Raw genomic sequence first — 25,751 nt, 5'->3', positions numbered from 1 at the left:
TGTGCTCGTCGTCGAGGACGAGGAGTCCTTCTCCGACGCCCTGTCGTACATGCTCCGCAAGGAGGGCTTCGAGGTCGCCATCGCGACCACCGGGCCCGACGGACTCGACGAGTTCGAGCGCAACGGCGCCGACCTCGTCCTCCTCGACCTGATGCTGCCGGGGCTGCCCGGCACGGAGGTCTGCCGCCAGCTGCGCGGCCGCTCCAACGTCCCGGTGATCATGGTCACCGCCAAGGACAGCGAGATCGACAAGGTCGTTGGGCTGGAAATAGGAGCCGACGACTACGTCACCAAGCCCTTCTCCTCCCGCGAACTGGTCGCCCGTATCCGGGCCGTCCTGCGTCGCCGCGGGGAGCCGGAGGAGGTCACCCCGGCCGCTCTCGAGGCGGGACCCGTCCGGATGGACGTCGACCGCCACGTGGTGACCGTCTCCGGCTCCAAGGTCGACCTGCCCCTGAAGGAGTTCGACCTCCTGGAGATGCTGCTCAGGAACGCGGGCCGCGTGCTGACCCGTATGCAGCTCATCGACCGGGTGTGGGGGGCCGACTACGTGGGCGACACCAAGACGCTGGACGTCCACGTGAAGCGTCTGCGCGCCAAGATCGAGCCGGACCCGGGCGCGCCGCGATACCTGGTCACGGTGCGTGGCCTCGGCTACAAGTTCGAGCCGTAGACCGAACCCGTCTCACGGCGGTACGTGCGACGCGACCCACCCGTAGGGCAAAGGGCGGGACGTGCGACAAAGGGCGGCACCCTTCGGGGTACCGCCCTTCGTGCGTGCTGGATCAGTGGCCGGCCGACGAGGAGGCCGTCGCGGTGGCCGTGCCCGTGGCCGTCGCGCTCGCCGAGGCCGCGTCGCCGGGCGTGCCCGAGACGGAGCCGGACGGCGAGGTCGAGGCCTTCGGCGACTTCGAGGAGGTCGCGGAGCCGGTGGCCGTGGCGCCGGGCGCCGCGGGGATGGTGGTGGGGCCCCACTTGGTGAAGTAGCTCTCGGCCGGGACGACGAACGCGCGCAGCTTCACGTCACCGGTCTTGCTGAAGGTGAAGGTGATCGGCTGGGCGTTGCCGTCCTTGACGGCCGCGCCGGGGTTGCTGAGGGCCGCGGAGGCGTTGCCCTCGCCGCCCAGGGTGACGTGGCCGCCGGCGGGGATGGTCAGCTTGCCGCCGCCCTTGGCGGGCGTGATCTGGGCGACGCCGTCGCCGCCGATCGTGACCGAGTCGAGGGTCTGCGGGGTGCGGCCGTTGTTGAAGACGGTCGCGGAGACCACCGCCGGGCCTTTGGACGTCGTGTCGGGCTGGGTGATGACGAGGGCGTTCTGGATCTTGATGTCGCCGACGCTGGTCGCCGCGTTGTCCGGCTTGACCTCCAGCGTCTGTGCGTTGTTGCCGGCGCCGCATGCGGCGAGCGAGGCGATCGAGAACGCAATGGCGGCGGCGGCAAGAGCGCCGCGTCGAAGGCTGCTGCTCACGGCGGCGGCAACTCCTTGAACGTGGGCGAAGCAGAGCGGCTCCGGTGTAAAGCCGCCCTAAGGGTCTGTCAGCGGCCTTAGGTTACCGAGCCGTTCCCACGCCGCCGCACCCGACCCGCCCCTTGGCGCCCGCGAGCCCCGTTGCGCCGCTCGTGCGCCCCGGTCCTCGAGTGGTTCCGGTCCGCCTCATCAGCTACTTTGAGCTTCTGTTCGTCCGCCATTCACATAAGTGCCTGTACGGGTTGCCGCGAGAGTAGCGACGAGATCCACTTGGGGTTTTCCGGTAAGGAATCCACGGCGGTCCGGAAAATTGATCATCGGTAGATCGGCGCGGTCCGTGATCAATTCCGGATTCGTCTCGTACCCGACTCCGCTCACCGAACGGAGTAGCGGAAGTCATGCTCCTGGAGCGGGACAAACCGGGATGTTCAGACCCTGGTCAGGAACGTCCGGTGTGTGTAACGTACGCGTTTCTCTTGCCCTGAACAGCCGCTCCCACCTGCGAATACCCTCTTCCGCTCCCTCTTCGCAGCACGTTCCTGTCGCGGTTGTCAAGCCCCGAGATATGCCCTGACCTGCGAAAACGCCATTCAGAAGACGCCGTTTCCGTGTTACCCTGGATAGCCACGGAAGGGGTACCTGTCACATGACGTTCAAGGTTGGCGACACCGTGGTCTATCCCCATCACGGGGCCGCGCTGATCGAGGCCATCGAAACTCGCCAGATCAAAGGCGTGGACAAGACCTACTTGGTGCTGAAGGTCGCCCAGGGCGACCTGACGGTGCGTGTGCCAGCGGACAATGCGGAGTTCGTCGGCGTGCGTGATGTGGTCGGTCAGGATGGGCTGGACCGGGTCTTCGAGGTGCTGCGCGCGCCGTACGCCGAGGAGCCCACGAACTGGTCTCGTCGTTACAAGGCAAATCTGGAGAAGCTCGCCTCCGGCGATGTCATCAAGGTCGCGGAAGTCGTGCGTGACCTGTGGCGTCGTGAGCGCGAACGCGGACTCTCCGCCGGAGAGAAGCGCATGCTCGCCAAGGCCCGCCAGATCCTGGTGAGCGAGCTCGCCCTCGCGGAGAACACCAACGAGGACAAGGCCGAAGCCCTGCTCGACGAGGTTCTCGCGTCCTGACGCAGACAGTCGAGACGGTGGCCGCTCACCCGGCGGTCGTCCCGGCGTCCACACAAGGCCGCACAGCTGCGCAATGAAATGCCGCGGTGCCCGATGACGTAATTGCTGTCGCTCCACACGATGGCTGTCGCCGGGCGCTGCGGCATGTTCGTACCCGCGCAATTTCGGAAACGTGTGGCTCCGAATTCACCTGTGTCCCATGGAGTACACCGAGTACACCTGTGTTCCATGGGCCTGCGTCCCCGGTGCCGCGTCGATACCCGCGTCCCCGATACTTGGCGTGCCGGGCCCGGACAGCTTGCTCGACCGGATGTCACGGAAGGGTCCGGTCAGGGCTCGCGCCCGGCACTGCCCCGAGCTCTCGGCTTCGCTCGAGCAAGGGGCACGCCCAGGCCATACCCAAGCACGCCGAGTACACAAACCTGACAGGAACCGATGTCTGACGATTCGCGCTCCTCGCTGTCCGGAGGCCGCACGGCGGCCGTGATTCCGGCCGCCGGACGGGGCGTGCGCCTCGGTCCAGGCGCCCCCAAGGCGCTTCGCGCGCTGAACGGGACCCCCATGCTCATCCACGCGGTGCGCGCCATGGCCGCCTCCCGCGCGGTGTCGCTGGTCGTCGTCGTGGCCCCGCCCGACGGTGCCGCCGAGGTGAAGGCGCTGCTCGACACGCACGCGCTGCCTGGGGGCACCCCCGGCGGTAGCTGGGGGAGGACCGACTTCCTCGTCGTCCCCGGCGGAGACAGCCGTCAGGAGTCCGTGAAGTACGGGCTCGACGCGCTGCCCCCCGGCGTCGACATCGTCCTCGTGCACGACGCGGCCCGCCCGCTCGTACCGGTGGACACGGTCGACGCCGTCATCGAGGCCGTACGCGACGGCGCGCCCGCCGTCGTACCCGCGCTGCCGCTCTCGGACACCGTCAAGCAGGTCGAGCCGGCGAGCGAGCCGGGGATGCCGGAGCCCGTCGTCGCCACGCCCGAGCGGGCGCGGCTGCGGGCCGTGCAGACGCCGCAGGGGTTCGACCGCGCCACCCTCGTCCGCGCCCACGAGACCGTCACCGACAACGTGACGGACGACGCGAGCATGGTCGAGCAGCTCGGGGAGCGGGTGGTGGTCGTGCCGGGTCACGAGGAGGCTTTCAAGGTGACGCGTCCCCTGGACCTCGTCCTCGCGGAGGCGGTCCTCGCGCGCAGGAGGGCCAACGATGGCTTCTGAGGCTTCCGAGTCACCCGCGCCGGTGCCCATGGTGCTGCCGCAGGTCGGCATCGGTACCGACATCCACGCCTTCGAAGAGGGGCGGGAGCTGTGGTGCGCCGGGCTGCTCTGGGAGGGCGAGGGGCCGGGGCTCGCAGGGCACTCCGACGCGGACGTCGTCGCGCACGCCGCCTGCAACGCGCTGTTCTCGGCGGCGGGGATCGGTGACCTCGGCGCCCACTTCGGGACCGGTCGCCCCGAGTGGTCCGGCGCGTCCGGGGTCACGCTGCTGACGGAGGCCGCGCGAATCGTCCGAGCGGCGGGCTTCACCATCGGCAACGTCGCCGTCCAGGTCGTCGGGCCCCGACCGAAGATCGGGAAACGACGGGACGAGGCGCAGAAGATCCTCTCCGAGGCGGTCGGGGCACCGGTGTCGGTCTCCGGCGCCACGACGGACGGCCTCGGCTTCCCGGGCCGCGACGAGGGCCTGATGGCGATCGCCACGGCTCTGGTGGCCCGCACGCCCTGACGCGCGTCGGCCTCGTCCTCGATGCCGGAGGTGTCGAGAGACCGGTGGCCGCCCGCAGATGTCACGAATAAGTCCTCCTTGCGAGGGAAGGTCGCGGGGCACTCCCTGTGGCCCACTACCCTGGAGTGGTGACCATTCGCCTGTACGACACCAGCGCCCGGCAGATCCGTGACTTCTCCCCGCTCAAGCCGGGTTGTGTCTCGATCTACCTGTGTGGCGCCACCGTGCAGGCCGCACCGCACATCGGGCACATCCGCTCGGGCCTCAACTTCGACATCATGCGCCGCTGGTTCGAGTACCGCGGGTACGACGTCACGTTCATCCGCAACGTGACCGACATCGACGACAAGATCATCACCAAGTCGGCGGACCAGGGCCGCCCTTGGTGGTCGATCGGGTACGAGAACGAGCGCGCGTTCAACGACGGGTACGCCGCGCTCGGCTGCCTGCCGCCCACCTACGAGCCGCGGGCCACCGGGCACATCACCGAGATGGTGGAGATGATGCGCGGGCTCATCGAGCGCGGGCACGCGTACGAGTCGGACGGGAACGTCTACTTCGACGTGCGGTCCTTCCCCGGGTACCTCCAGCTGTCCAACCAGGAGCTGGACAACCTCCAGCAGCCGTCCGGTGTCGGCGAGACCGGCAAGCGGGACCCGCGCGACTTCGCCATGTGGAAGACCGCGAAGCCGGGCGAGCCGAGCTGGGAGACGCCGTGGGGACGGGGCCGGCCCGGCTGGCACCTGGAGTGCTCCGCCATGGCCCACAAGTACCTGGGCCCCGCGTTCGACATCCACGGCGGCGGGATCGACCTGATCTTCCCGCACCACGAGAACGAGATCGCGCAGGCCAAGGCCTTCGGCGACGAGTTCGCGAAGTACTGGGTCCACAACGCCTGGGTCACCATCGCCGGCGAGAAGATGGCGAAGTCCCTGGGCAACTCCGTACTTGTCTCCGAGATGGTCAAGACGTGGCGTCCGATCGTGCTGCGCTACTACCTCGGCACCCCGCACTACCGCTCGATGATCGAGTACAGCGAAGAGGCCCTGCGCGAGGCCGAATCGGCGTTCGCGCGCATCGAGGGCTTCGTGCAGCGGGTCGTCGAGAAGGCGGGGGGCGTCGTCGAGCCCGCCGCCGAGGTGCCGCCCGCCTTCGCCGAGGCCATGGACGACGACCTGGGCGTCCCGCAGGCGCTCGCCATCGTGCACACGACCGTGCGACAGGGGAATTCGGCCCTGGCCGCCGACGACAAGGAAGCCGCCGTCGCCCGCCTCGCCGAGGTGCGGGCCATGCTCGGCGTCCTCGGGCTCGACCCGCTCGACGAGCAGTGGGCCGGCGAGGGCGACCGCGGTGAGGACCTGCACGGCGTCGTCGACACCCTGGTCCGGATGGTCCTCGACCAGCGCGAGGCCGCCCGCACCCGCAAGGACTGGGCCACCGCGGACGCCATCCGCGACCAGCTCAACCAGTCCGGTCTGGTCATCGAGGACGGCCCGCAGGGACCGCGCTGGACGCTCGGCCCCCGCTGAGCGGGCCCCCTCGGGGCTTTCTCAGGGCCTCCTCGGGGCCCCTGGGCCTTGATCGATTGTGCCGCCCGGGCCTCCGGGCGGCACACTGCATATACGACACCTCAAGAACGTACGCACGCTCGCCTCACACAGACAGGTAGGTCATGGCCGCTAACAACCGCCGCATGTCCGGCAAGAAGGGCGCGCAGGTCGGCAGTGGCGGCCAGCGACGCCGGGGCCTGGAAGGCAAGGGCCCCACCCCGCCCGCCGAGATGCGCAAGGGGCACAAGAAGAACCGCATCGCGGGCGCCAAGGCGAAGCAGATCGCGCGTCGTCCCGCCACCCCGCGCGGGCGCGGCGGCAAGGGCACCTCCGAGATGGTCGTCGGGCGCAACTCGGTCGTGGAGGCGCTGCGCGAGGGCGTGCCCGCCTCGATGCTGTACGTGCAGCAGTTCATCGACAACGACGAGCGGGTGCGCGAGGCGCTCCAGCTCGCCGGTGAGCGCGGCGGCATCCACCTCATGGAGGCCCCGCGCCCCGAGCTCGACCGCATGACCAACGGGCTCAACCACCAGGGTCTCGTCCTCCAGGTCCCGCCGTACGAGTACGCGCACCCCGAGGACCTCGCTGCCGCCGCGTACGACGAGGGCCAGGACCCGCTGATCGTCGCCCTCGACGGCGTGACCGACCCCCGGAACCTGGGCGCCGTCGTCCGTTCCGTCTCGGCCTTCGGCGGCCACGGCGTCGTCGTGCCCGAGCGGCGCGCGGCCGGCATGACCGCCGGTGCCTGGAAGACGTCGGCCGGTGCCGCCGCCCGTACGCCTGTCGCCCGAGCCGCCAACCTGACGCGGGCCCTTGAGTCGTACAAGAAGGCCGGTCTCGTCGTCGTCGGACTCGCCGCGGACGGCGAGGTCGAGGTCGGTGATCTGGAGGCCCTCGGCGGTCCCGTCGTCATCGTCGTCGGCAGCGAGGGCAAGGGTCTGTCCCGACTGGTCGGCGAGACCTGCGACTTCCGGGTGCGGATTCCGATGCCGGGCGGCACCGAGTCGCTGAACGCCGGTGTCGCGGCGGGAGTCGTGCTGTACGAGGCCTCGCGCCGACGCGTCTGAACAGACGTCCGAACGGATATCTGAACAGGCGTTTGGGCGGACGTCTGAGTGAGTCACCCCCGTGGGGCAATCGGGATGTTCGGGATGACCTTGACGCGGTCCGGACAGATCGGCGCAGTCAAAGCAGTGTCCTAAACACACATCACTCGGTTAGATGAGTGTGGACACCAGAACACCCCGCACACCCACGGGGGACCGCTCGTCGGGATTCGACGACGCTCCCGCGCTGAGCATGGTGAAGGTGCCGAGCGATCCGGCGCAGGTCATCGTCAATCATGCGAGCTTCCGCGTGCAGCTAGGCGGCGCGACGCGGACCCCATCCTGGCGCGTCGCACGGCACTTGAGCGCCGACGACACCGCGCGGATCCCCGTCGTCGGTACGGCGGGCAGAGCGGGCGGCCCGGCCGCCGGGGCCCGCCGTCGCGCACCCGTCGTCTGGAGCGGGCGGTCCGACCCCGACGACACCGGCGCCCACCGCCTGCTGCAGGCCGTGCGCAGCACCAGCGTGCGCCACGGCGCCGCGGACCCGACGGGCGACGGCGGCGCCACCCAGGTCATCCCCCGCCTCGACGAACACCAGGGCTACGCGGGCGACTTGACCGTCGACACGGTCGAGACGCCCCTCGTCGGCAGCCAACGCGGCCACGACCACGACTCCGCGGGGACCCGGCTGCTGCCGAACATGCGCAGCGTGGACAGCGCGTACGACGAACCGCGCTACACGGGCGGGCAGTTCGCGGCGGAGGACCCCGACGACGGCGGCGGCACACCCGCCAGGCGGCACGCCTCGGACCCGGTCCGGCACGCCTACTACCCCGGGCGCCGGATGAACCTCGGCGTGGTGCTGCTCCCGCTCCGCGTCTTCCTCGGCTTCATCTCCATCTACGCCGGCATGGGCAAGCTCTGCGACCCCGTCTACTTCGACGGCGGCAAGCGCGGCTCCATGGTCAAGTGGCTGAACACGCTGCACCCTTGGGACGTCGCCGAGCCGCTGCGTCAGTTCGCGCTCCAGCACCCCGTCGGCTCCGGACTCGTCATCGCCTTCCTCCAGGTCATCGTGGGCGTCCTCACGGTGCTCGGGCTGTGGCAGCGGGTCGCCGCCGTGGTCGGCGCGATGCTGTCGGCCGCGCTCATCGTCACCGTCAGCTGGAAGACGGTTCCCGCGTACGACGCGCCGGACATCATCTACCTCGCCGCCTGGTCGCCGCTGATCATCGCGGGCGCGCCCGTCTACTCCGTCGACGGACGCCTCGCGAGCGAGGCCTGGCGCACGCTCGGGCCCCGCGCCGACATCTGGGACCTGCGGCACCGGGTGCTGCGCCGCGGCGCGCTCGTCTCGGCCATCGTCGTCGGCCTCACGCTCCTCATCGGCTCGCTCCTCGGCGGCGCCGTCCGTGACGCCGACCGGGTGGTCGTGCCGGGACCGGGCGAGGCCCCGCGCAACGAACTGCCCGGTTCCCCGCTTCCCGACGAGCCCGGCACGCCCCAGCACAAGGCCACCACTCCCTCGGCCTCGGCCAAGGCGCCCACCCACGGAAGCTCCTCCTCGCCGTCGGGCGCGGCCACCACGCCGGGCGCCACGGTCCGTGAGACGGGCGGCACGGTCACCAGCGGCCCCAGCCAGACCCAGGGCACCGGCCAGGTCCCGCCCCAGCAGTCCTCGCCGGTCCACCAGGCCCCGAGCACCAGCGCGGGCCCGACGTCCAGCGGCGGCAGCTCCAGCACCGGCGGCAGCGGCTCGGCCGGCGGCACCTCCTCCGGCGGTTCGAGCGGCGGCGGTGGTGGTGGCGGCACCTCCGGCGGCTCGGACAAGCTGGTCGGCGGTCTCCTCGGGTAAGGCGTAACGCCCCTGGCAGTACGAGGACGGGCCCCGCACATCAGATGTGCGGGGCCCGTCCTCGTACTGCCGCAAAGGGGCTCTCAGCGTCCCAGGGCCGCTCTCAGCGTCCCAGGGCCGCGAGTTCCTTCGCCGCCTCCGTGAGGTCCTTCGCGGTGTCGATGGCGCGCCAGTAGGCGCCCTGCGGGAGCGGGAAGCCGGCCAGGCGGCGTTCGCGGGCCAGGTGCGGGAACGTGGTGCGCTCGTGGTCGCCGCGCTCGGGGAGCAGTTCGGCGAACTCGGCGGAGAAGACGTAGACGCCCGCATTGATCTCGTACGTGGTCGGCGGCGACTCGATGAAGTCCGTGACGCGTCCGAAGCCGTCGGTCTTGACGGCGCCCCACGGGATGCGCGGGCGGGCGAGGGCGAGCGTCGCGACGGCGTCGCGCTCGGTGTGGAAGTCCGCCATGTCGCGCAGCGAGAAACGGGTCCAGATGTCGCCGTTCGTCGCGTACCAGGGCTTGTCCGGGTGGGGGAGGTGCGCGGCGGCGTACTTCAGGCCGCCGCCCCGGCCGAGCGGTTCCGTCTCGACGACCGTCGTGATGTTGACCGGGAGGTCGGCCGAGTCCAGCCACTTCTGGAGGACCTCGGCGAGGTGGCCGCACGAGACGACGACGTCCGTGACGCCTTCCTCGGCGAGCCAGGTCAGCTGGTGACCGATGATCGGGGTCCCGGTGCCGGGGATCTCGACCATCGGCTTGGGCCGGTCGTCGGTGTAGGGACGCAGTCGGGAGCCCTGACCACCGGCCAGGACAACGGCTTGAACGGGGCGTGACGCGGCGTTCGGATGGGTCATGCCCGAACTGTACGTGGCGCCCCGCTCACGGCTTCTGTCGGCAACCGTTCCCTTAGGCAGCTGTTACCTGACAGAACAGGTGGGGCCGATGGGGCTCAGAGATGCGTGGCCGCGACCCCCGATGCGAAGGACGTGTCGCAGACAGGGCGCGCGAACGCCTGGGCGCGCGTCGGGCCGTACGCGCGGACCGCGGCGCGGCCGAGGGCGCGGGCGATGGAGACGCAGTGCTTGGCGAGCGACGGGCGGCCGTTCACGGCCTCCTGGAGGTGAGTGAGGGCGACGCCCGGGTTCTCCTCCTGGAGCTCCAGCAGGAGCCGGTCGCGCAGCACGTCCTGCGGGGCACGGGAGACGGCACGCGAGGAGACGTCCGAGGAGGAGGCGGTGAGCACCGAGTCCGAGGAGTTCCCCGACCAGTTGACTCGGGTGACCGCGAGGGTCCCGGAAAGCACCAGGACGACAGGCAGAACGAGGGCGAGGGTGCGACCGATCCGGCGCGCGGGGCCACGGCCACGCCGGGTCCGTTGGTTAGTGGTGGAGTGCTTCACGCGAGTGAGGGTAGCGCGGGGTGATGATTTGGCGACATTTAGTAATCAGTTCGGGGGATAGGGGAACGGCTTTGGCTGGGTGGCGAGTTGACGTACAGGGATCGAAATGACCGGCTTGCCGGGGTATTTGTCGACAACGAAGAGGGCCCCACAGCAGGCTGTGGGGCCCTCTTCGTCAACTTGGGTGAATTCGACCGCGGCGCGGGTTTCGTCCCCCCGGCTTGCTTTTCGCGGCGATCAGGGCGATCAGTCGGAGAGGCGCTCGCCCGTGGAGGTCGAGAACACGTGGGTCTCGCCCGGCCGCGGCACGACGTGCAGCGTGGCGCCCTTGTCCGGGACCGCGCGGCCGCTGACGCGGACGACCAGGTCCGTGAGCTTGTCGTCGACCTTGGCGCTGCCGTAGACGTAACCGTCGGCGCCGAGCTCCTCGACGACGTTCACCGAGACGGCGAGGCCGGCCGGGGCGTCCGCGGTGTCCTTGGTCAGCGACTTGGCGGCTTCGCCGTTGTGCTCGACGATGTCGAAGTGCTCCGGGCGGACGCCGACCGTGACGGTGCGGTCGCCCTTGTCCGCGGCGGCCTTCAGGGCCTCGCGGTTCACCGGCACGACGGAGTTGCCGAACTTCACGCCGCCGTCCGTGATCGGGACCTCGACGAGGTTCATGGCGGGGGAGCCGATGAACCCGGCGACGAACAGGTTCGCGGGGCGGTCGTACATGTTGCGCGGCGAGTCGACCTGCTGGAGCAGACCGTCCTTGAGCACGGCCACACGGTCGCCCATGGTCATGGCCTCGACCTGGTCGTGGGTGACGTACACGGTGGTGATGCCGAGGCGGCGCTGCAGCGAGGCGATCTGCGTACGGGTCGAGACACGGAGCTTGGCGTCGAGGTTCGACAGCGGCTCGTCCATGAGGAAGACCTGGGGCTCACGCACGATGGCGCGGCCCATCGCGACACGCTGGCGCTGACCGCCGGAGAGGGCCTTCGGCTTGCGGGCGAGGTAGTCCGTGAGGTCGAGGATCTTCGCCGCGTCCTCCACCTTCTGGCGGATCTCGGCCTTCGGGACACCGGCGATCTTGAGCGCGAAGCCCATGTTGTCGGCGACCGTCATGTGCGGGTAGAGCGCGTAGTTCTGGAACACCATGGCGATGTCCCGGTCCTTGGGCGGCAGGTGCGTGACGTCGCGGTCACCGATGCGGATGGCGCCGGCGTTCACGTCCTCGAGCCCCGCGAGCATGCGGAGCGAGGTGGACTTGCCGCAGCCGGAGGGACCGACGAGGACGAGGAACTCGCCGTCCTCGATGTCGATCTCCAGAGCATCGACGGCGGGCTTCTCGGAACCCGGGTAGATCCGGGTTGCCTTGTCGAACGAGACAGTGGCCATGGTGAGGGGCCCCCTTCACCGGCAGGAACGTGCCGGACGATCCGTTGTAAAGGTGGTGTCCACCGCGAAGCCTTCGCGGTGGTGTAGTCCACGAGAGTGAACTGGCTCAGGACGGTACCTGGCGTTCACCTGGTCTGTCAGTAGCTGGGGGCCTGTGAACTTCGCGGAAATTTTCGAGAGGGCGCGGCTGGGACCTGGGTACACTGCACGGGCACACGCGTGCAGGCCTCCTTAGCTCAGCTGGTCAGAGCGCCGCTCTTGTAAAGCGAAGGTCGTCGGTTCGAATCCGACAGGGGGCTCCGCGAACTACCTGGGACAACGCTCCCACGATCAAAAATCGTGGGAGCGTTGACGGCAGTTCCTGACGGCAATCCCGCTTAACGGCGCCGTTTGAGCAGGCGGTCCATGTGACCCATGGCTTCCCGACGGTTGTCGTCGCTCACGTGGGTGTAGACGTTCATCGTCACCGCGATCTGCGAGTGCCCCAAGATCTCCATGACGGTGCGAGGCGCCACGCCGGCTGCGAAGAGCAGCGACGCGCACCCGTGGCGGGTGTCGTGCAAGCGCACCTGCGGCAGACCAGCGGACGCCGCGATCCGCAGGAACGACCGGTACAGATTCCGCGGCTCGATCGGCCTACCGCTGCGTGTCGTGAAGACGTGATCGCTGTCGTGCCAGTCCGCGCCGATCGCGTCCCGGCGGGCGGTTTGCCGTAGACGCTGCCACCGGAGCGGCGCCACGCACATCAGCGGGATGGGGATCACCCTCGCTCGCCGATTCTTCGTCGTGTCGAGGTACAGCTCCTTGCCGCCACGGTTCAGCGTGGTCCGGACGGTGAGGGTGCGTCGGTCAAGATCGACGTCCCGCCATTGGAGCCCGAGGATCTCCCCCCGCCGCAAGCCGAGTGCGACGGCCAGAACGAACGCCGGATAGAGCGGGTCGGTCCGCGCCGCTTCCAGGAACGTCAGGGTCTCGTCCAGCGACCAGGGGCGCAGTTCGCGCGGCTCGACTCGCGGGGCGGGCACCAACTGCACGACGTTGCGGCTTATCAGCTCGTCGCGGCATGCAGCCGTCAGGGCCGTTCGCAGCACGCGGTGCGCCTCCTTCGCGGTTGCTGCCGACGCTTGCTCTGTGACCTTGGAGATCATCTGTCGCACATTCGCCGTGGTGAGCGACTCCAGTCGGCGGCTGCCCAACAGCGGTACCAGGTAGAGCCGGACGTGCATCTCGTACTTCACGTACGTGGTCCGCTTCCGCTGCGGCCTAATGCACTCCTCCAGCCAGTACGGCAGCCACTCGGAGAGCTTTGCCGACCGGGAAGGCGTCGGGATTCCCTGGCGGTCGCGCCGAACGAGTTCCTGACGCTTCTCGTCGCACTCATCCCAGGTGGAGCCGTAGACCGTTTTGCGCTTGCGGGTGCCGTCAGGCTGCGGGACGTAGACGCGCGCCTCAAAGCGCCCGTCCTTGCGCTGCCAGATGCTGCCAGCGCCGTTCGGGTTCCTCTTGCGGGATGTCATCAGGCCGCGTTCTCCTCGATCTGTTCCTGAATGAAGGCGCGCAGGCTGTCGGGGGATATCCGCCGTGCGCGTCCGACGGTGAAGCTCGCCAACTGACGGGATCGGATGAGGTCGTAGACCTTGCTGCGGCTGAGGCGCAGGGCGGACATGACCTCGGGGACCTTGAGCGCTTCGTGGCTCGGGGGCATGGCGGTGGTCATGCGGGGACTCCTCTGGGGGCCTTGCGGAGGCAGCAGATGCGCGCACGTGTCCGAGGCGTGGATTTCTGCGTCATTGCGTCGGTAGCGTCATTCGGGGCTCTGACCTGCGGGTTGCTTGACGCAGCAGTTAGGGTGTGCGTCATCGCCGCGTCACGGCGTGCGTCATCGGATGACGCAGATGACGCAGGATGACGCAGAGCAAGCCGTCTGCGTCATGCCTGTTGGCGCAGGTCAGGTGCCGCTTTCCGGCCCGCATGACGCACATGACGCAGCGTCTTCCTTCTTAGTACAAAGAAGGGTCTGCCTGTTGTAGTTCGGTGCCCTCACAGAGCAGAGAAGGGGCCGCTGCGCGGCGCGACCTTGGGGCGGCGTTCCGCCGAACAGCAAGAGGAGCACGTGCTTCTCTTGCTGTTCGCTTGTGCGTGCGGATCGCGGGTTAGAACGCCCGTGCTTGCTCGTGCGGGGTCGGGGGGAGCGTGCGGGTCATTTCGAGGTAGCGGCCCGCGCTGGTGCGGCCCGAGTCGACAAGGACGCGCCGGGCGGCCAGCGTCGGTTGGAGGCGCTTGAGCCGGTCGGAGAGGACTTTGCCGGTGGTGGGCCACCCTTTGGGAAGGGGGCGGCAGTCGTCGCCGCTGTAGAGGCTGCTGAGGCAGGACAGCCACTCCGTGGACGTCATCCGCTGCGCCGCGCCCGGCTCGATGGTCTCGGCGTGCCTGAGGACGGTCTGCGCGAGGAGGTCACCCTCGATCACGTCGTCGTTCAGGTCGTCCAGACTCGCCCGGTAGGCGGTGAGCGCCCCGAGGCCGGTTGCCGCGTCGAACTGCGCGCACAGGTGCGCGAAGTCCGCCATCCGCAGGTCGGTGGGGGTCTCCGCCTCCATGGCCCGGACCTTGACCGTGAGGTCCAGGAGCGAGCCGAGAACGAGCGGCAGGACCTCCGCGTACTCCGCCCACAGTTCCGCCTCGGTGCGACGGACGCTGGGCCGCTCCAACCGCAGTGGCAGGAGCCGGTCCGCGAGGTCGGGCCGAATGACACCGACGTCGATACCGGTCAGGAGCAGGGGGCGGCGGTAGCCGACGCGGAACACGTCTCCGTCGGTGAACAGAGCCCGCTTGACGCTCTCAGCTCCGGTCACGATGCAGCACATCGCGTCCGACAGATCCGGCGTCACGTGGGAGAGGTTGTCCAGCGCGGTGACCCACCCCGCCGCCACCGCCGCGATCAGGCTTTCCTCATCCTTCGGCGCCCGGCGCAGGTCACCGCTCATCCCCTCAATGATCCTGGTGAGCATCCGGCCCCCGGTGGACTTGCCCGCGCCCTGAGGCCCGGTAAGGAACGGCGCAGGGACGGGCACGGACGGGCCCAAACAGCCGATGAGCCACGCGATGGCCAGGCACTCAGTCTCGGCGTTGGCGAAGTTGCACAGCCGCATCAGCAGGTCGATGCCCTTGCCGTCGGTGTCCTTGACGGGCAGGGGCAGTTCCCCGGTGAGCTGGGTGCGCCGCCAGCACACCTCACGCGGGTCAGGGGTGAGAATCTCCCAGCCCGAAGGATGGATGCGGACGGACTGCCCGTCATCGCGGCCCAGGTCCAGCCACGTCGCCCCGTCGAACCCGGGGGCCACGCGGATGTGTACGGCGTGCGTGTCCTCGTACAGCGCGAGCGCTTCGATCAGGTCCAGTGCCTCCTTGAGCGCGGTCCCGTTGAACACGCCGACTCCGTCCCTGTACATGCCGACGATGAGTTCTTGGCGGTGGCTGCCGGTGGTGCCCTGGGAGCGCATCGGCCGGGCCACGGGGTGGCCGTTCCGCTGCGCGTACACGGTCCCGTCGGCAGTGCGGAAGTACCGGAAGTGGGCCTGCGCGTAGTCCGCGATGACTTCGCGGGCGGGGTTCTTCTCGTCCTCGGACATGTCACAGTCCCAACGTGGTCAGGGCGTTGGTCCACGCGTCCGTGCAGTGCCGGGGCGACTCGCCCTTGGCCTGCGCGGCGGTGAACAGCCGCGCGGTGTGCGCCTCGGTGAGGCAGCCGCACCGGCCGTGCGTGGACAGCACCGCGAGGAACGTCCGGTAGACGGTGGCGTGCACCGCCTCACGGGCCTCGGTGATGCGCTGTTCCGCCATGGCGATGCCACGGTCCAAGTAGGTCGGCGTGCGGTGCGGGCACTCCCCGCCCCCGGCTGGCGCGGGCACAGTGACGGCCGTCGTTCGGACTGCGGTGGGCTCCTTCACGATCAGCGCGCGGACGACGTCCGGGAGTGCCGTGAGGGTGCCCGTGCCGGGCCCGAGCCACCGCGCGTACTGCATGGACGACTTGATGTCCACGCCGTGCCGTACGGCGTTGTGGGAGGGCATGACGCCCCGGTAGAGCCAGTGTTGCCCTCGCGTCGTCGGCACGATGCAGGTGGCGGGCAGGGTGTCGCGGGCCCATGCGATGGCGGCCGCGTTGTCGAGGTCGACCACGGTCAGGCCGGCGCCGCCGGGGTGGTAGGCCACGGCTGCCGCTTCGCGCCAGGCTCGTCCCCACGTCGGCGAGTTGATGACGTCGAGGTCGGTGGTGGCGGCGGCCCAGCCGTGGCAGGGTGCCGGGCAGGTGCAGGGGCCGGGGGTTTTCATGTTCGGCCGACCGCCGCACGCGTTGTTCGCGCAGGCACGGCAGTTCCCGAACGGCAGCTTCCCCTGGCGCAGCGGCAACGGCGGCACACCGGCGGCTGCCAGGCTGAGGGCCGTCCGCAGGTGCAGGTCCAGCGCGCGCGGCTGTACGCCGCGCCCTCGCCGGATGTCGGTCGGTTGAGTCATGCTGGAGACCTCCAACAGGTCTGTAGTGGGCTGGTTGGCAAGGGCGGCCCCGGTTCTTTGGCGAGACGTGGGGGCCGCCCTTGGCGTAGCTAGTGGCTGTTCGCCCACTGGGCGTACTGCTGGCGGACGTAGGCGCGCGGGTTGCAGCCCACGACGGCGCCGTCCAGAGCCATCAGCCGCGAGGCCAGGTCGAGGGCGTTGCTGGTGCTGGCTGTGTAGCCGGGGATGAGGCCACTGGCCATGCGGTCCATGAGGGCTGCGCGGCGCAGCAGCCACTCACGTCCCCGGTCCTCGGCATTACTGATCCACACCAGCTCCCCGCCCAGCTCGGGCGCGGTGGCGTATGCCTGGGTGGCGTTGGGCCAGTCCGTGGCGTCCTGCTCGGGGGTCTGCTTGTGGTCGGCGCGGAGGTAGAGGCGGTTCCTCTCGCCGCTCCGACTGGGGTAGACGGTCACGGTGCTGGTCGTGAAGGTGCTGTCGAGTGCGGCGACGACACGTTCGGTGTCGTCGAGGTCGCAGATGACGCGGATCTCGAACACGTTGCTCCTTCAGGGGTCGGACGTCAGGCGGCGGCGGATTCGTCGCCGCGTGCGGCGGTCAGTCGTCCGTCCAGGGCGCGGGCGATGGTGCCGCCGGTGGTGAGGGTCTTGACGGCTTTGGACACGGCGCCCTTGGACAGTCCGGTGATCGTGGCCAGGTCTTTCTGGCGGACCGGTTCGTCGGCGGTCTCGATGGCCTTGAGGACGCGGGCGACGGCGCTGTCCGTGGCGGGTGCATCCGGGGCCGTGGTCTTGACGAGGGTGAGCGCAGGGGCGCCCGCGGCTTCCACCGTGGGAGCGACGGACCGGGACCAGGGGGTGCGGTCGGGCAGGGCGATGACGACGGCCTTGTCCATGTAGCGGACCTTGACTGGGTCGGGCTTGCGCTTGCCGTTACGGATCAGCGCCACACCCGGCACGGGGAGTTCGTCGGCGTTCCAGCCCTTGGCCTGTGCGTCCTCCCCGAGGACCACGCGGGCTTCGGCCGGCGTGCGTACGGCGAGGCAGATGGAGACGCCGATCTGCGGGGCGATCTGCTTGGGGATGCCGTCATTGATGGTGGGCTTCTGGGTCATCCACCACAGGTCGATGCAGGCCGCGCGTCCCATCCGCGCGATGGACTCCAGCCCCGGCAGCGCGGACCGGTTCACGGTGCGGGTCTTGCCGTCGCTGGTCTCGGTCTCGTAGGGGACCTTGTCAGCGGCCGTCATGACCTCGGCTCCCTCGTCCACGACGACTGTGATGCGGGGACGGTCGGGGGTGGGGGTCCAGGTGTCCTGTCCCTTGGGCAGGATGCTGAGACGGTCCAGCATCTCGGTTTCCAGCTCATCGACCAGGTCGATGACGTCGCGCGGGGTGGAGGCGACGCGGGCGCGGTGGTCCCACAGACGCCCTTCCACGCGCTTGAGGTCGATGATGACGAGCGCGTTCGTGGCGCCCTCGGACGCGTCGAATAGCAGCGGGCGGGAGGCGACGGACTTGCCGGCGCCGGATCGTCCGGCGATGAGGAGCCGCTCCCCGAGCGGCACGGTCACCGGGTCGCCGGTGACGGTGTCGACCCCGAGCGAGCGCCGTTCGGGCGTCCACTTCAGGTCGTCGCCGTCAGCGGCGGAACGGGTGCGCAGGATGAGTTCGGCCCAGCCTCCCTGTTTGCCTGCCTTGATCTGTATCCGCAGGGTGGTGCGGGCCCCGAGGAGCGCCCGCACGTGGTCCTCGGCGCTGCGGAGCTTGGTGGCTGTCCATGTCCCGTCGAGGCGGACAGCGCACACGATGCCCGCCTCGGTCAGCTTGGGCCGGCCGGTCAGCGTGCCTGCCAGGCCGCGCTGTTCGGCGTGCTCCTTCCAGTGCTGCGGCTGCAACCGCTTCAGCAGCGCCGACTCTTCGGCGGTGGGCTTCAATCCGGTGGTGTCGCGCTCGCGCACGGCGATCCACACGCTCAGCGCGGTGACGGCGGCGACGAGGGCGACGGCCGACCACACCCACACGCGCATGGGGACCCGGGGCAGCCACACGTACCCGGCGACGGCGAGCGCGGCGGTGGTCTTGGTGGCGAACAGCCACAGCGGGTCGGGCAGCCGCCGCTTGGCGGTGCGCAACTCGCGCTCCGCACGGTGGCGGATGGGGGTGACGCCTTCGGGGTCGATGGCGCGTGCGGTGGCGAGCGCGCGGCGGGCATCGCGCACGAGCGGCTTGCGTTCGGCACGCAGGGCGCGGCGGCGCTCGGCTTCCTTGCGCCAGTGATCAACGGTCCAGCGGGCGGCGGTGGCGGCGTACTGGCGGTGGGTGCGCCAGACTTGTCCGTGACTCACGGGTGTCCTCGTTTCCGGGATCAGTGGGTTGGTGGTGACGGGCCCTGCGACGGCCCGTCACCACACCTGTTGGTTACGGCGAGTGAGCGTGTTTCCGGTTTCCTGGTTTCCGAGGCGGCCCCTACGCGTGCGCGCGCGAGGACGGAAACTTCCGTCACCCTGCGTCGCTACGGGGTCTCTGGCGGCCGAACGGCCTTCCGGGGGTCAAACCCCACCCGGAAGGCCCCTCGGACGCCCCACGGGCCGCCTACGGCCTTGGGGTGTTTCAGCGGCCCTTCCGGCCGGTGCTCTTGGTGCCGGTGGTGACGGAGCGGACCACGGTGACCACGGCCCAGCCGAGCACGAGCGAGATGAACGCCAGCATCGCGAGGTTCGCGGCGATGGCGGTCAGGACGCCGACGAGCAGCGGGCCGAAGTAGACGCCGGCCGCGACCGCCCCGGCACCGACACCGGAGCCGAGCGCGACGCGCTGCACCGTGCGGTCCGGCGGCGCCTGGTGGATGTGCACCACCTGCGGCCCGGAGGGCTGATGGGCGGGCAGGGCGGCGGGGTCGGCGTAGACGTGGCTGCCGTCGGGGAGCTGAACGACCGTCAACGGACGGTGTGCGGGGAGCTGTTCCATGACGCACCCTCCGGGGCGTTGTCGGGGTAGGCGCACAGCACGCACATGCCGAGGGAGCGAGGCATGCAGTAGCTGTAGGTGATCTGGCACTTGGGGCAGGTGCGGCGGGCGAGCATCGCCAGCGCGAGCGCGCCCCACTTCCGGGAGGTCATAGGCCGTACCGGCAGAGCCAGGTCGAGGCGGTAGAGGTAGGCGACCCGCACCCCGCCCGCGCGCCGGTTGACGCGCATGGTCTGCGCCGCGATCGGCTGGCCCCCGGGACGCAGGCCCTGCTCCCGTAACTGCCGGCGCGTGGCCAGCCCGTCCGGGGCCAGTCGCCACGGGTAGGTGGGCACCCCGTAGCGGGCGCCGGACGGGTCGAAGCACTTGCCCCACGCGGCCGACATCAGGCGACCGCCTTGCCGGTCCGCTCAGAGCGCAGGGTCTCGCGCAGCGTCCGGGCGTTCGCCGGCGAGGTGTGGACCGCGAGGCGGATCCCTTCGGCGGTCAGCTTCGCGTCCGGCCAATCAGCCGTCACCGTGCGGGCCTCGGCCAGCAGTTGATCCGGCGTGCGCTTCGGCCGGCTCGATCGGGCGACCTGCGGAACCCGACCGGTGGCCCGGCGCGGGCGGGGCGACTCAGCGGCCACCGCGCGCCGCTCGATCGCCGGGGCGGGAGTCGGGGCGACGGCGGTCGGTACGGGCTTGAGCGGGAGAGTCGACTTCAGGAAGTCCACCGTCACCGGATCGGGCATTCGCACCGCCGTTACGGCGACGGGAGCGGGAGTCGATTCCGTGAGGTCAGCCATAGACCGATTCATCACGGTCTCAGTCGATTCCTCCGCATTCGTGACCGGGGTGGGGATCGGGGTGGGGCGGTGGTGCAGCACCTTCGCGACGAGATCGGAGCCGAAGTAGATCGACCCGACCGGAAGCGACGTTGCCAGCAGCACCAGGGCCCAGTTGGCGGGGTCCCAGTCGGCCAGCCGTCCCCAGTCGACCGTGGCCCCATGCAGTGCGGGGACCAGGCCGTGCACGTAGTTGAGGACCAGCGAGGCCAGTGTGTAGGTGCCCAGCACTCGCAGCGCGAATGTCCGGTCCCGACCGACCAGGACCAGGGTGGCGACCAGAGCGAGGGCCATCAGGCCGTCGACCACGAACGGGTAGAGCATCGCGGCCGTGTGGTCCGCGCCGATGGCGTTGGCGATGTCCCGCAACGCGTTCCACGAGACGCGGAACGCCATCGCGACCACGGCGACCAGCGCCGTCACCAGAAGGACCCTTCCCGTGCGGTTCATGCCGCACCCCCGAGGGTGAGCAGGGCCGCGAGGATGAGCAGCGCGCCGCCCGCACAGGTCAGGTCGACCGCGCGGCGCAGACCGGTGAACTTGGCGACGGCGATGCGGGATAGTCCTGCGATGTCCGCCGCCTGGTCGTCGGCGAGGATGGTGCGGATCTCCTCGGCCGTGAGCGTCGCCCACAGCGGGAAGCCACGGCCACCGCCCAGGTTCGGGCGCACCGACCGCAGCAGCAGACCCGCCGCAGCGACCAGCAGGCCCATGCCGAGGCTCCCCGTGACGTAGGCGGGGACGGTCAGGGGGACGTCCTTGGCGACGGTCCACGCGCCGGCGAGGACGGCGCCGACGAACGCCAGCAGCAGACCGGTTTTGCTGTCGGTCCGCGCGATCTCCGCCTTCACCTCCGCGTGCGCGGCGGTGAGCGTCTGGGGGGTGCTCACGCGCCCACCCCCGGAACCAGCGGCGAGACCCGGTTCGCGAGTACCAGCCGCAAGGCCAGTGCCACGCTGCGGGCCCGGCGGATGCGGCGGGTGTCCAGCTCGTTGGGGGTGCGGTCCAGGGCGATGATCTGCGCGTCCAACAGGTCGATGTCCGCCTCGATGACGGGCATCTCACGGTCGATGGCGTCCAGCTCGGCGTCCGTGGGCTCCAGCCACTCGGCGAACGCGGTAACGGCTTCCTGAACAGTGACGATGTCCTGCATGGGTCGTGTTCCTCTCACAGGTGGTACGGCCCGACAGCACCCCCCGGAGTAGCCGCTCCGGGGGGTGCGCCGTTGATTGGTGGAATGCCGCGTGCATTGCGCGCGGCGTTGAGCCGGGGAAGGCCTGTTACTCGCCGTCGGTGTCCTCGGACGTGGCGGCGGAGCCCATGACCACGTCGCCGTAGACGACGCCGCCGGACACTCCGACCTGGTCGCCCATCACCACGGACCCGCCGAACGTGATGTCGCCCTCGCCGAAGTTGAAGACGGCAGCGCTCTTGTTGTCGCCCATGTGCATCTCCTCTGCGTGCTTCGGAACTTGCCAGCGGCCGGACGGCCGCAGTACCCCGGGCCGGATTCGATCCGGCGCCCTCGCGGCCGGATGGCGGGGCGGAAGAGATCGGCTTCACCGGTCCGCCGTTGCTGCGGCGGACCGGTCCCGAGCCGGTGGATCGGGCGCGTCATCGTCACTGCTCTGACGCCAGCAGGGCGGCGCGCACCAGGTGGCATCACCAAGGGGTGACCTCCAGGAATGGAGGGATGATCCCGAGGGACGTTGTCCAGAGCTGGTGCGCGGGGAAGTGGCCGCCGGCGACCTTGACCCGGGTCGCCACGGGGACGGGGAATCTCACCCCGTCGAGTCGTCACACTGTTGAGTTCTGAAGGAACGACCAGCAGGGGGCCCCACCCCACGTAGAGGCGAGCTGTCCCGAACCGGCACGGCCTGGAAGCAGCCCAAAGAAGAGCCCTCCCGACTCGCTGTCCTAGGACTGCGAGCGACCCGAGATGACAATGGCATGCAGTCCTAGGACTGTCAACAGTCCTAGGACTGTGGTTCACTGGTTCGCGTCGAGAGGAGTTCTGCGTGGCACCGAAGTGGCGCGACCTGGCGGACAGGCTCGCGGAGCAGATCAGAAACGGTGAGTACGCACCGGGCGCCCAGTTGCCCCAGATCAGAGAGTTGGTCGACGCGGGGGAAGGCTCTAAGGCCACTGTTCATCAGGCCTACAAGGCTTTGGAGGCTGAAGGCCTAGTGACCTCTACACGCGGTCACGGCACCGTGGTGCGTCCGCGCACTCCCCTCAAGCGGCTCGGCATCTCCCGTTACGACAAGGCGAAGTGGCGTGACGGGGACGAGGTCGCGTTCATCGCTGACCGCGTTGCCTCAGGCCGGGCGTATAAGCGCAACGAGCAGACGCAGACCGTGGGCCGCGTGCAGGCGAACAGCCTCGTGGCGGAGGGGCTAGGTGTCTCAGTCGGCTCTGAGGTGTACGCGCGTGCCCGCCTCGTGAAGGAGGGAACGCAGCCGACCCATACTCTGACCAGCTACTACAGACCAGAGCACGTCGAGGGAACACGCATCGTCGACCCCACTCCGGGCCCTGCTGGCCGTGGCGGCGGATACCGGGTCCTCTACGACGCCGGATACGAGATCGACCACATGAGAGAGGCCTTGTTCGCCCGAGTCCCGACCGCTGACGAGGTGCAGCTCTTGCAACTCCCTGTCGGTGAACCCGTGGTCGAGCTTCACCGGACCACGTACACCGCAGATGGCACGGTGGTCGAGTTCGCGGTGGGTATCCACTCAGCTTCTCGCTTCGCGTGGGAGTACGACTTCAAAGTTCCGGACTCGGCACAAGACAGGAAGGGCCAGGAATGATCTCGGCACAGGCATGGGCGGATGCCCGACTTCTGTGGGACTACCACCGCATGCACCACGACCCGCGGCCCTGCTCGGTGGCCGTCGGTCTGGGCAGCCACGACCTGGGGGTGGCTGACGTGACAGCGGAGCTGTTCCACCAAGGCATGGCGCCGGTCATCGTGTTCACTGGGGCCACCAGCCCCACGACACGAGCGCGCATGCCGCGTGGAGAGGCTGTCCACTACCGAGAGCGAGCGTTGCAACTCGGGGTACCTGATTCCGCCGTACTCCTGGAGCCGCGAGCAACGAACACCGGCGAGAATATCGAGTTCACGAAAGCGGTGCTGGCAGAGGCCGGCATCACGGTCTCCACAGTCCTGCTCGTGAGCAAGCCATATGAAGAGCGGCGCTCATACGCCATGATGCGGAAGCTCTGGGCCGAGGTAGAGGTGGTGTGCGCGTCCACGCCGATGGGCTTGGAGGAGTATGCCGACTCCATCGGGGATGCTCACATGGTGATCGACATGATCGTGGGCGCCCTGCAACGAGTGCTCGTGTTCCCTGGCTGGGGTCTGGCCATCGAACAGGAAGTCCCAGACGCAATCGTGGCTGCCTACGAGCGGCTGTGCGCCGAGGGCTTCACCGGACGGCTCCTGCCCGCTGACGTTGCCGCCCGTCCTGGCGCGTGATGCCAGCGCAGATCACAGTCCCAGCGCCGCTCTAGTGCCGTTCCAACCTTCCCTGCCTCATCAAGCACCCGTCGTCGCTTCGCTCCTCCGGGCGGGAGCGGGTGGCCCACTGACAGGCTCGGCGGGCCAACCGGCAAGCCGCGTCGCGGGTGTGTCGGCGGCTGACCCTAGGGTGCCCCCGTGAATGTGGATGATCTGCAGTGGCAGTTGAGCAACCTCGGCGGTGTCCTGCCGCGGATCGTGGACGAGATCCTCGAACGCGGCGGCCTGGAGGCCCTGGTGGAGGCGGCACGGGAGCGTGAGGATTGGTTCTGCGCTGTGGGTGCGGTGCGGGGGTTGTGTGCGGTGGGTGAGTTCGGACGGGCCTGGACGGTGGTGGAGCCGTTCGCGGCTACCGGTTGGCAGCCGGCGGTGCGGGCGGGCGCCGACGTCCTGTTGCGGTGGGGCCGCGTCGACCAGGCGCTGGAGCTGGCGCACCCCAAGAGGGCGCAGGAGAACGCGGTCGACGCGTGGCGGGACTACGCCGAGGCGCTGGTCCGGGCCGGGCGGGTGAACGACGCGATCGGCGTACTCGGCCCGCACCTGCGCGGCGGGCGCCTGCTGGGGGCCCTGGTGGAGATGACCGAGGGCCAGGGATGCGACGAGCGGGTGTTGGAGCTGCTGGCCCCGATCGCCGAGGAGTTCCGGCACGACCCGAAGCAGTGCGACGACCTGTGGGGTGCCCTCCCTGCACAGGCCCGGGTCTTGGAGCGGTCCGGCCGGGCGGACCAGGCAATCCGGCTGCTCGGCGCGGACATGGCCGCACGCCGGTACGGGCCGCAGAACAACGTCATGTTCTATGCCGAGCTGCTGGCCCGACACGGTCGGGTCGAGGAACTTCGCGACCTTGCCGACACCCAGAGGTACGCCGCCGTAAGCCCGTACGTGACGGCCCTGGAGAACCTGGGCCGAGCCGGGGAAGCGGAGGCGTACCTGCGCGGCCTCATCGCCGCCAAGCATCCGGGCTGGCACGAGAGCACACTGATGGGACTGCTCATCCGCCAGGGCCGGGTAGACGACGCGATCGAGGCGGTGGAGCACACGTTCGACGACCTCTTCGACGGGAACCTTCTCCAGGCGACCCTGATCGTGCTCGCCGACCGGGGCCTGCACGACAGAGCCGTTGGACTCACGGAAGGGCGCAGCCCCGAATTCCTGGAGGAGAACGATGAGTTCTGGCTCCGGTCCAACCGGTGGTGGCTGATGGGAGAGTCGGGACGCGCCAGGGAGGCAATCGCGGAGATCCAGGCGTTGCCGGCCGACAGGGTCGAGGACCGCGAGCTGACCATCGCCTGGCTGCTTGCCCAGGACGGCCGCGTCGAGGAGGCCATCGCCCTCCTACGCCCATTGCCCGGCGAACGGGCCGCGACCGACCTGGCCGAACTGCTGATCCGGCAGGGCCGCCTCACCGAGGCCATTGCCGTCATCCCCGACGTGGCCGCCCAACGGGAGGAGAAACGACGCCACCAGCCCGGCAGACCTGAGCGAACGAGCAGCCAATAGTTCGCATCGAGAAGGTCACCAGCGCAGGTCCCCGTGCCACTCTCGTGCCAGAACGGGCGGGGACTCAGAGGGAATCAGGGGACGCAGGGGGACACGCCGCCGAATCTGCCCAAGGCAGTGAACCCGCAGGTCAGGCTTGTGACCACCTCACCTCGCTCCTAATGCGGTGATGGCTCGACCCACCGTTGCAGGCGGGCGCAGGCCACCAGCGCGCTGCCGTCTTCAGTAGGCACCCCTCAGGCTGCTCGTTATCGTGGGGCGTCACACACTCACTCGGGGGGCGTCTGTGGTCGAGCTCGGCGTGCTATTTGGTCTGTTGGTGGCAGCGGTACTGGTCCTGCTCTTCGTGCTCCTGCGCCGAAGAAACGGCAACACGGAGAACGTCGACGGTCGCCTGATCGAGCAAGCACGGCGGCTGCAGGCGCACAACGACAGGGTCTCCTACAACGCTGCTTCAGTGCACAGCTCTTCACCCACAATGACCGACCACTACCGTCCCTAACCCCATGGGGGCCTACGGGAGCTTGAGCGAGAGCGTGGCGAACGCGCAGGTCGGCGTTCCGCCAGGCCAAACCGCAGCTCCGAGGCCCCATGACGTGACGGCAGTCTTTGACGGCAACACCCGTGCACATCGCCGTATCGGGAGAACCCGCCGCGCACTGCGCAGGCCAGGCCGGACGGCATCACCCCTGGTCATTGGGCTGTTGGGGGGAACTTGTAAAGCGAAGGTCGTCGGTTCGAATCCGACAGGGGGCTCCAACAGCGCAAACAACACGGGCATCCCGCGGTGATGCCCGTGGTTTTCCCTGCCATGCCCCGCTTTACGGCCTTACCCTGTTGGGCACCATCAGGGTGCCGCGCCAGCTGTGTGGAGGTAACG

General features: G+C 69.5%; 27 protein-coding genes and 1 tRNA gene. 12 read left to right on the top strand and 16 right to left on the bottom strand.

Features of this window, described 5'->3' with window-relative positions; translation table 11 throughout:
• Position 1 precedes the first annotated feature (1 nt).
• Positions 2-673, top strand: coding sequence for a two-component system response regulator PhoP (gene phoP, locus ACZ7M2_RS20580; RefSeq protein WP_010985401.1), 672 nt, complete (start codon positions 2-4; stop codon positions 671-673).
• A gap of 112 nt (positions 674-785) precedes the next feature.
• Here the strand turns inward: phoP and ACZ7M2_RS20575 are convergent, their stop codons facing one another.
• Positions 786-1,469, bottom strand: coding sequence for a copper chaperone PCu(A)C domain-containing protein (locus ACZ7M2_RS20575; RefSeq protein WP_471596441.1), 684 nt, complete (start codon positions 1,467-1,469; stop codon positions 786-788).
• Positions 1,470-2,115: 646 nt separating this feature from the next.
• Between ACZ7M2_RS20575 and ACZ7M2_RS20570 the strand changes: the two genes are divergently transcribed.
• From ACZ7M2_RS20570 to ACZ7M2_RS20545, 6 genes are all read left to right on the top strand, one after another.
• Positions 2,116-2,598 carry a CarD family transcriptional regulator gene (locus ACZ7M2_RS20570; protein WP_003953493.1) on the top strand — a complete coding sequence of 161 codons (483 nt, stop codon included), beginning with the start codon at positions 2,116-2,118 and terminating at the stop codon, positions 2,596-2,598.
• Positions 2,599-3,033: 435 nt separating this feature from the next.
• Entirely contained in the window at positions 3,034-3,810 is a 777-nt protein-coding gene (gene ispD, locus ACZ7M2_RS20565) for a 2-C-methyl-D-erythritol 4-phosphate cytidylyltransferase (RefSeq protein ID WP_471596440.1), read from the top strand.
• A complete protein-coding gene (ispF, locus tag ACZ7M2_RS20560) occupies positions 3,800-4,318 on the top strand; it encodes a 2-C-methyl-D-erythritol 2,4-cyclodiphosphate synthase (protein ID WP_352044046.1) in 519 nt (172 codons plus the stop codon). The genes ispD and ispF overlap by 11 nt, the downstream gene beginning before the upstream one ends.
• Positions 4,319-4,446: 128 nt before the next feature.
• Positions 4,447-5,847 (top strand): cysteine--tRNA ligase, encoded by a 1,401-nt coding sequence (cysS, locus tag ACZ7M2_RS20555; protein WP_471596439.1) that lies wholly within the window; start codon positions 4,447-4,449, stop codon positions 5,845-5,847.
• 143 nt (positions 5,848-5,990) lie between these two features.
• Positions 5,991-6,935: a 23S rRNA (guanosine(2251)-2'-O)-methyltransferase RlmB gene (gene rlmB / locus ACZ7M2_RS20550; protein WP_181650868.1), complete on the top strand. Its 945-nt coding sequence runs from the start codon at positions 5,991-5,993 to the stop codon at positions 6,933-6,935.
• A 154-nt stretch (positions 6,936-7,089) separates the two neighbouring features.
• Entirely contained in the window at positions 7,090-8,772 is a 1,683-nt protein-coding gene (locus ACZ7M2_RS20545; protein WP_471596438.1) for a DoxX family protein, read from the top strand.
• 103 nt (positions 8,773-8,875) lie between these two features.
• Here ACZ7M2_RS20545 and ACZ7M2_RS20540 read toward each other — a convergent pair whose 3' ends face one another.
• From ACZ7M2_RS20540 to ACZ7M2_RS20530, 3 genes are all read right to left on the bottom strand, one after another.
• The gene (locus ACZ7M2_RS20540) at positions 8,876-9,607 is read right to left on the bottom strand and encodes a nucleotidyltransferase family protein (protein ID WP_392928385.1); all 732 of its coding nucleotides are present in this window, start codon (positions 9,605-9,607) and stop codon (positions 8,876-8,878) included.
• Positions 9,608-9,702: 95 nt separating this feature from the next.
• Positions 9,703-10,152, bottom strand: a complete 450-nt coding sequence (locus ACZ7M2_RS20535; RefSeq protein ID WP_352044050.1) for a hypothetical protein — start codon at positions 10,150-10,152, stop codon at positions 9,703-9,705.
• Between the two features lie 246 nt (positions 10,153-10,398).
• Positions 10,399-11,535, bottom strand: a complete 1,137-nt coding sequence (locus ACZ7M2_RS20530; RefSeq protein WP_352044051.1) for an ABC transporter ATP-binding protein — start codon at positions 11,533-11,535, stop codon at positions 10,399-10,401.
• Between the two features lie 225 nt (positions 11,536-11,760).
• Between ACZ7M2_RS20530 and ACZ7M2_RS20525 the strand changes: the two genes are divergently transcribed.
• Positions 11,761-11,834: transfer RNA gene (locus ACZ7M2_RS20525), tRNA-Thr, on the top strand.
• Between the two features lie 78 nt (positions 11,835-11,912).
• Here ACZ7M2_RS20525 and ACZ7M2_RS20520 read toward each other — a convergent pair.
• From ACZ7M2_RS20520 to ACZ7M2_RS20465, 12 genes are all read right to left on the bottom strand, one after another.
• Positions 11,913-13,052 (bottom strand): site-specific integrase, encoded by a 1,140-nt coding sequence (locus ACZ7M2_RS20520; protein ID WP_471596437.1) that lies wholly within the window; start codon positions 13,050-13,052, stop codon positions 11,913-11,915.
• Positions 13,052-13,252 carry a helix-turn-helix domain-containing protein gene (locus ACZ7M2_RS20515; protein WP_319748683.1) on the bottom strand — a complete coding sequence of 67 codons (201 nt, stop codon included), beginning with the start codon at positions 13,250-13,252 and terminating at the stop codon, positions 13,052-13,054. Before ACZ7M2_RS20515 ends, ACZ7M2_RS20520 begins: the two co-directional genes overlap by 1 nt.
• 436 nt (positions 13,253-13,688) lie before the next feature.
• Positions 13,689-15,164 (bottom strand): ATP-binding protein, encoded by a 1,476-nt coding sequence (locus tag ACZ7M2_RS20510; protein ID WP_471596436.1) that lies wholly within the window; start codon positions 15,162-15,164, stop codon positions 13,689-13,691.
• A 1-nt stretch (position 15,165) separates the two neighbouring features.
• Complete coding sequence (locus tag ACZ7M2_RS20505; protein ID WP_471596435.1) at positions 15,166-16,050, bottom strand: bifunctional DNA primase/polymerase; 885 nt, start codon at positions 16,048-16,050, stop codon at positions 15,166-15,168.
• Between the two features lie 89 nt (positions 16,051-16,139).
• Positions 16,140-16,589 carry a hypothetical protein gene (locus tag ACZ7M2_RS20500; protein WP_471596434.1) on the bottom strand — a complete coding sequence of 150 codons (450 nt, stop codon included), beginning with the start codon at positions 16,587-16,589 and terminating at the stop codon, positions 16,140-16,142.
• Between the two features lie 23 nt (positions 16,590-16,612).
• A complete protein-coding gene (locus ACZ7M2_RS20495) occupies positions 16,613-18,397 on the bottom strand; it encodes a MarR family transcriptional regulator (RefSeq protein WP_471596433.1) in 1,785 nt (594 codons plus the stop codon).
• Positions 18,398-18,662: 265 nt separating this feature from the next.
• Positions 18,663-19,019 (bottom strand): DUF6251 family protein, encoded by a 357-nt coding sequence (locus ACZ7M2_RS20490; protein ID WP_471596432.1) that lies wholly within the window; start codon positions 19,017-19,019, stop codon positions 18,663-18,665.
• The gene (locus ACZ7M2_RS20485) at positions 18,989-19,405 is read right to left on the bottom strand and encodes an RRQRL motif-containing zinc-binding protein (protein ID WP_471596431.1); all 417 of its coding nucleotides are present in this window, start codon (positions 19,403-19,405) and stop codon (positions 18,989-18,991) included. The genes ACZ7M2_RS20490 and ACZ7M2_RS20485 overlap by 31 nt, the downstream gene beginning before the upstream one ends.
• A complete protein-coding gene (locus tag ACZ7M2_RS20480) occupies positions 19,405-20,295 on the bottom strand; it encodes a DUF2637 domain-containing protein (RefSeq protein WP_471596430.1) in 891 nt (296 codons plus the stop codon). The genes ACZ7M2_RS20485 and ACZ7M2_RS20480 overlap by 1 nt, the downstream gene beginning before the upstream one ends.
• Complete coding sequence (locus tag ACZ7M2_RS20475; RefSeq protein ID WP_471596429.1) at positions 20,292-20,735, bottom strand: Pycsar system effector family protein; 444 nt, start codon at positions 20,733-20,735, stop codon at positions 20,292-20,294. The genes ACZ7M2_RS20480 and ACZ7M2_RS20475 overlap by 4 nt, the downstream gene beginning before the upstream one ends.
• Positions 20,732-20,998 carry a DUF6284 family protein gene (locus tag ACZ7M2_RS20470; protein WP_358573910.1) on the bottom strand — a complete coding sequence of 89 codons (267 nt, stop codon included), beginning with the start codon at positions 20,996-20,998 and terminating at the stop codon, positions 20,732-20,734. The genes ACZ7M2_RS20475 and ACZ7M2_RS20470 overlap by 4 nt, the downstream gene beginning before the upstream one ends.
• A gap of 127 nt (positions 20,999-21,125) precedes the next feature.
• Positions 21,126-21,290 (bottom strand): hypothetical protein, encoded by a 165-nt coding sequence (locus ACZ7M2_RS20465; RefSeq protein ID WP_382160643.1) that lies wholly within the window; start codon positions 21,288-21,290, stop codon positions 21,126-21,128.
• 573 nt (positions 21,291-21,863) lie between these two features.
• Here ACZ7M2_RS20465 and ACZ7M2_RS20460 point away from each other — a divergent pair.
• The 4 genes from ACZ7M2_RS20460 to ACZ7M2_RS20445 all read left to right on the top strand — a co-directional run bounded on the left by ACZ7M2_RS20460 (position 21,864) and on the right by ACZ7M2_RS20445 (position 25,373).
• Positions 21,864-22,658: a GntR family transcriptional regulator gene (locus ACZ7M2_RS20460; RefSeq protein ID WP_471596428.1), complete on the top strand. Its 795-nt coding sequence runs from the start codon at positions 21,864-21,866 to the stop codon at positions 22,656-22,658.
• On the top strand, positions 22,655-23,329 hold the full coding sequence (locus ACZ7M2_RS20455; protein ID WP_471596427.1) for a YdcF family protein: 675 nt from the start codon (positions 22,655-22,657) through the stop codon (positions 23,327-23,329). Before ACZ7M2_RS20460 ends, ACZ7M2_RS20455 begins: the two co-directional genes overlap by 4 nt.
• 180 nt (positions 23,330-23,509) lie before the next feature.
• Positions 23,510-24,871: a tetratricopeptide repeat protein gene (locus tag ACZ7M2_RS20450; RefSeq protein WP_471596426.1), complete on the top strand. Its 1,362-nt coding sequence runs from the start codon at positions 23,510-23,512 to the stop codon at positions 24,869-24,871.
• A gap of 319 nt (positions 24,872-25,190) precedes the next feature.
• Positions 25,191-25,373: a hypothetical protein gene (locus ACZ7M2_RS20445; RefSeq protein ID WP_308313883.1), complete on the top strand. Its 183-nt coding sequence runs from the start codon at positions 25,191-25,193 to the stop codon at positions 25,371-25,373.
• Positions 25,374-25,751: the final 378 nt, after the last annotated feature.

This window comes from Streptomyces sp. NPDC111507, from assembly GCF_055638955.1.
Note: the sequence above shows the minus strand (reverse complement) of the source record. Positions and strands in the feature narration are given on the sequence as shown.

Excerpts from the sequence above, each read along its gene's own strand:
- ACZ7M2_RS20570 (WP_003953493.1), top strand. The coding sequence starts at position 2,116 with ATGACGTTCAAGGTTGGCGACACCGTGGTCTATCCCCATCACGGGGCC.
- ispD (WP_471596440.1), top strand. The coding sequence starts at position 3,034 with ATGTCTGACGATTCGCGCTCCTCGCTGTCCGGAGGCCGCACGGCGGCC.
- ispF (WP_352044046.1), top strand. The coding sequence starts at position 3,800 with ATGGCTTCTGAGGCTTCCGAGTCACCCGCGCCGGTGCCCATGGTGCTG.
- rlmB (WP_181650868.1), top strand. The coding sequence starts at position 5,991 with ATGGCCGCTAACAACCGCCGCATGTCCGGCAAGAAGGGCGCGCAGGTC.
- ACZ7M2_RS20545 (WP_471596438.1), top strand. The coding sequence starts at position 7,090 with ATGAGTGTGGACACCAGAACACCCCGCACACCCACGGGGGACCGCTCG.
- ACZ7M2_RS20540 (WP_392928385.1), bottom strand. The coding sequence starts at position 9,607 with ATGACCCATCCGAACGCCGCGTCACGCCCCGTTCAAGCCGTTGTCCTG.
- ACZ7M2_RS20530 (WP_352044051.1), bottom strand. The coding sequence starts at position 11,535 with ATGGCCACTGTCTCGTTCGACAAGGCAACCCGGATCTACCCGGGTTCC.
- ACZ7M2_RS20520 (WP_471596437.1), bottom strand. The coding sequence starts at position 13,052 with ATGACATCCCGCAAGAGGAACCCGAACGGCGCTGGCAGCATCTGGCAG.
- ACZ7M2_RS20515 (WP_319748683.1), bottom strand. The coding sequence starts at position 13,252 with ATGACCACCGCCATGCCCCCGAGCCACGAAGCGCTCAAGGTCCCCGAG.
- ACZ7M2_RS20510 (WP_471596436.1), bottom strand. The coding sequence starts at position 15,164 with ATGTCCGAGGACGAGAAGAACCCCGCCCGCGAAGTCATCGCGGACTAC.
- ACZ7M2_RS20505 (WP_471596435.1), bottom strand. The coding sequence starts at position 16,050 with ATGACTCAACCGACCGACATCCGGCGAGGGCGCGGCGTACAGCCGCGC.
- ACZ7M2_RS20490 (WP_471596432.1), bottom strand. The coding sequence starts at position 19,019 with ATGGAACAGCTCCCCGCACACCGTCCGTTGACGGTCGTTCAGCTCCCC.
- ACZ7M2_RS20485 (WP_471596431.1), bottom strand. The coding sequence starts at position 19,405 with ATGTCGGCCGCGTGGGGCAAGTGCTTCGACCCGTCCGGCGCCCGCTAC.
- ACZ7M2_RS20480 (WP_471596430.1), bottom strand. The coding sequence starts at position 20,295 with ATGAACCGCACGGGAAGGGTCCTTCTGGTGACGGCGCTGGTCGCCGTG.
- ACZ7M2_RS20470 (WP_358573910.1), bottom strand. The coding sequence starts at position 20,998 with ATGCAGGACATCGTCACTGTTCAGGAAGCCGTTACCGCGTTCGCCGAG.
- ACZ7M2_RS20465 (WP_382160643.1), bottom strand. The coding sequence starts at position 21,290 with ATGGGCGACAACAAGAGCGCTGCCGTCTTCAACTTCGGCGAGGGCGAC.
- ACZ7M2_RS20455 (WP_471596427.1), top strand. The coding sequence starts at position 22,655 with ATGATCTCGGCACAGGCATGGGCGGATGCCCGACTTCTGTGGGACTAC.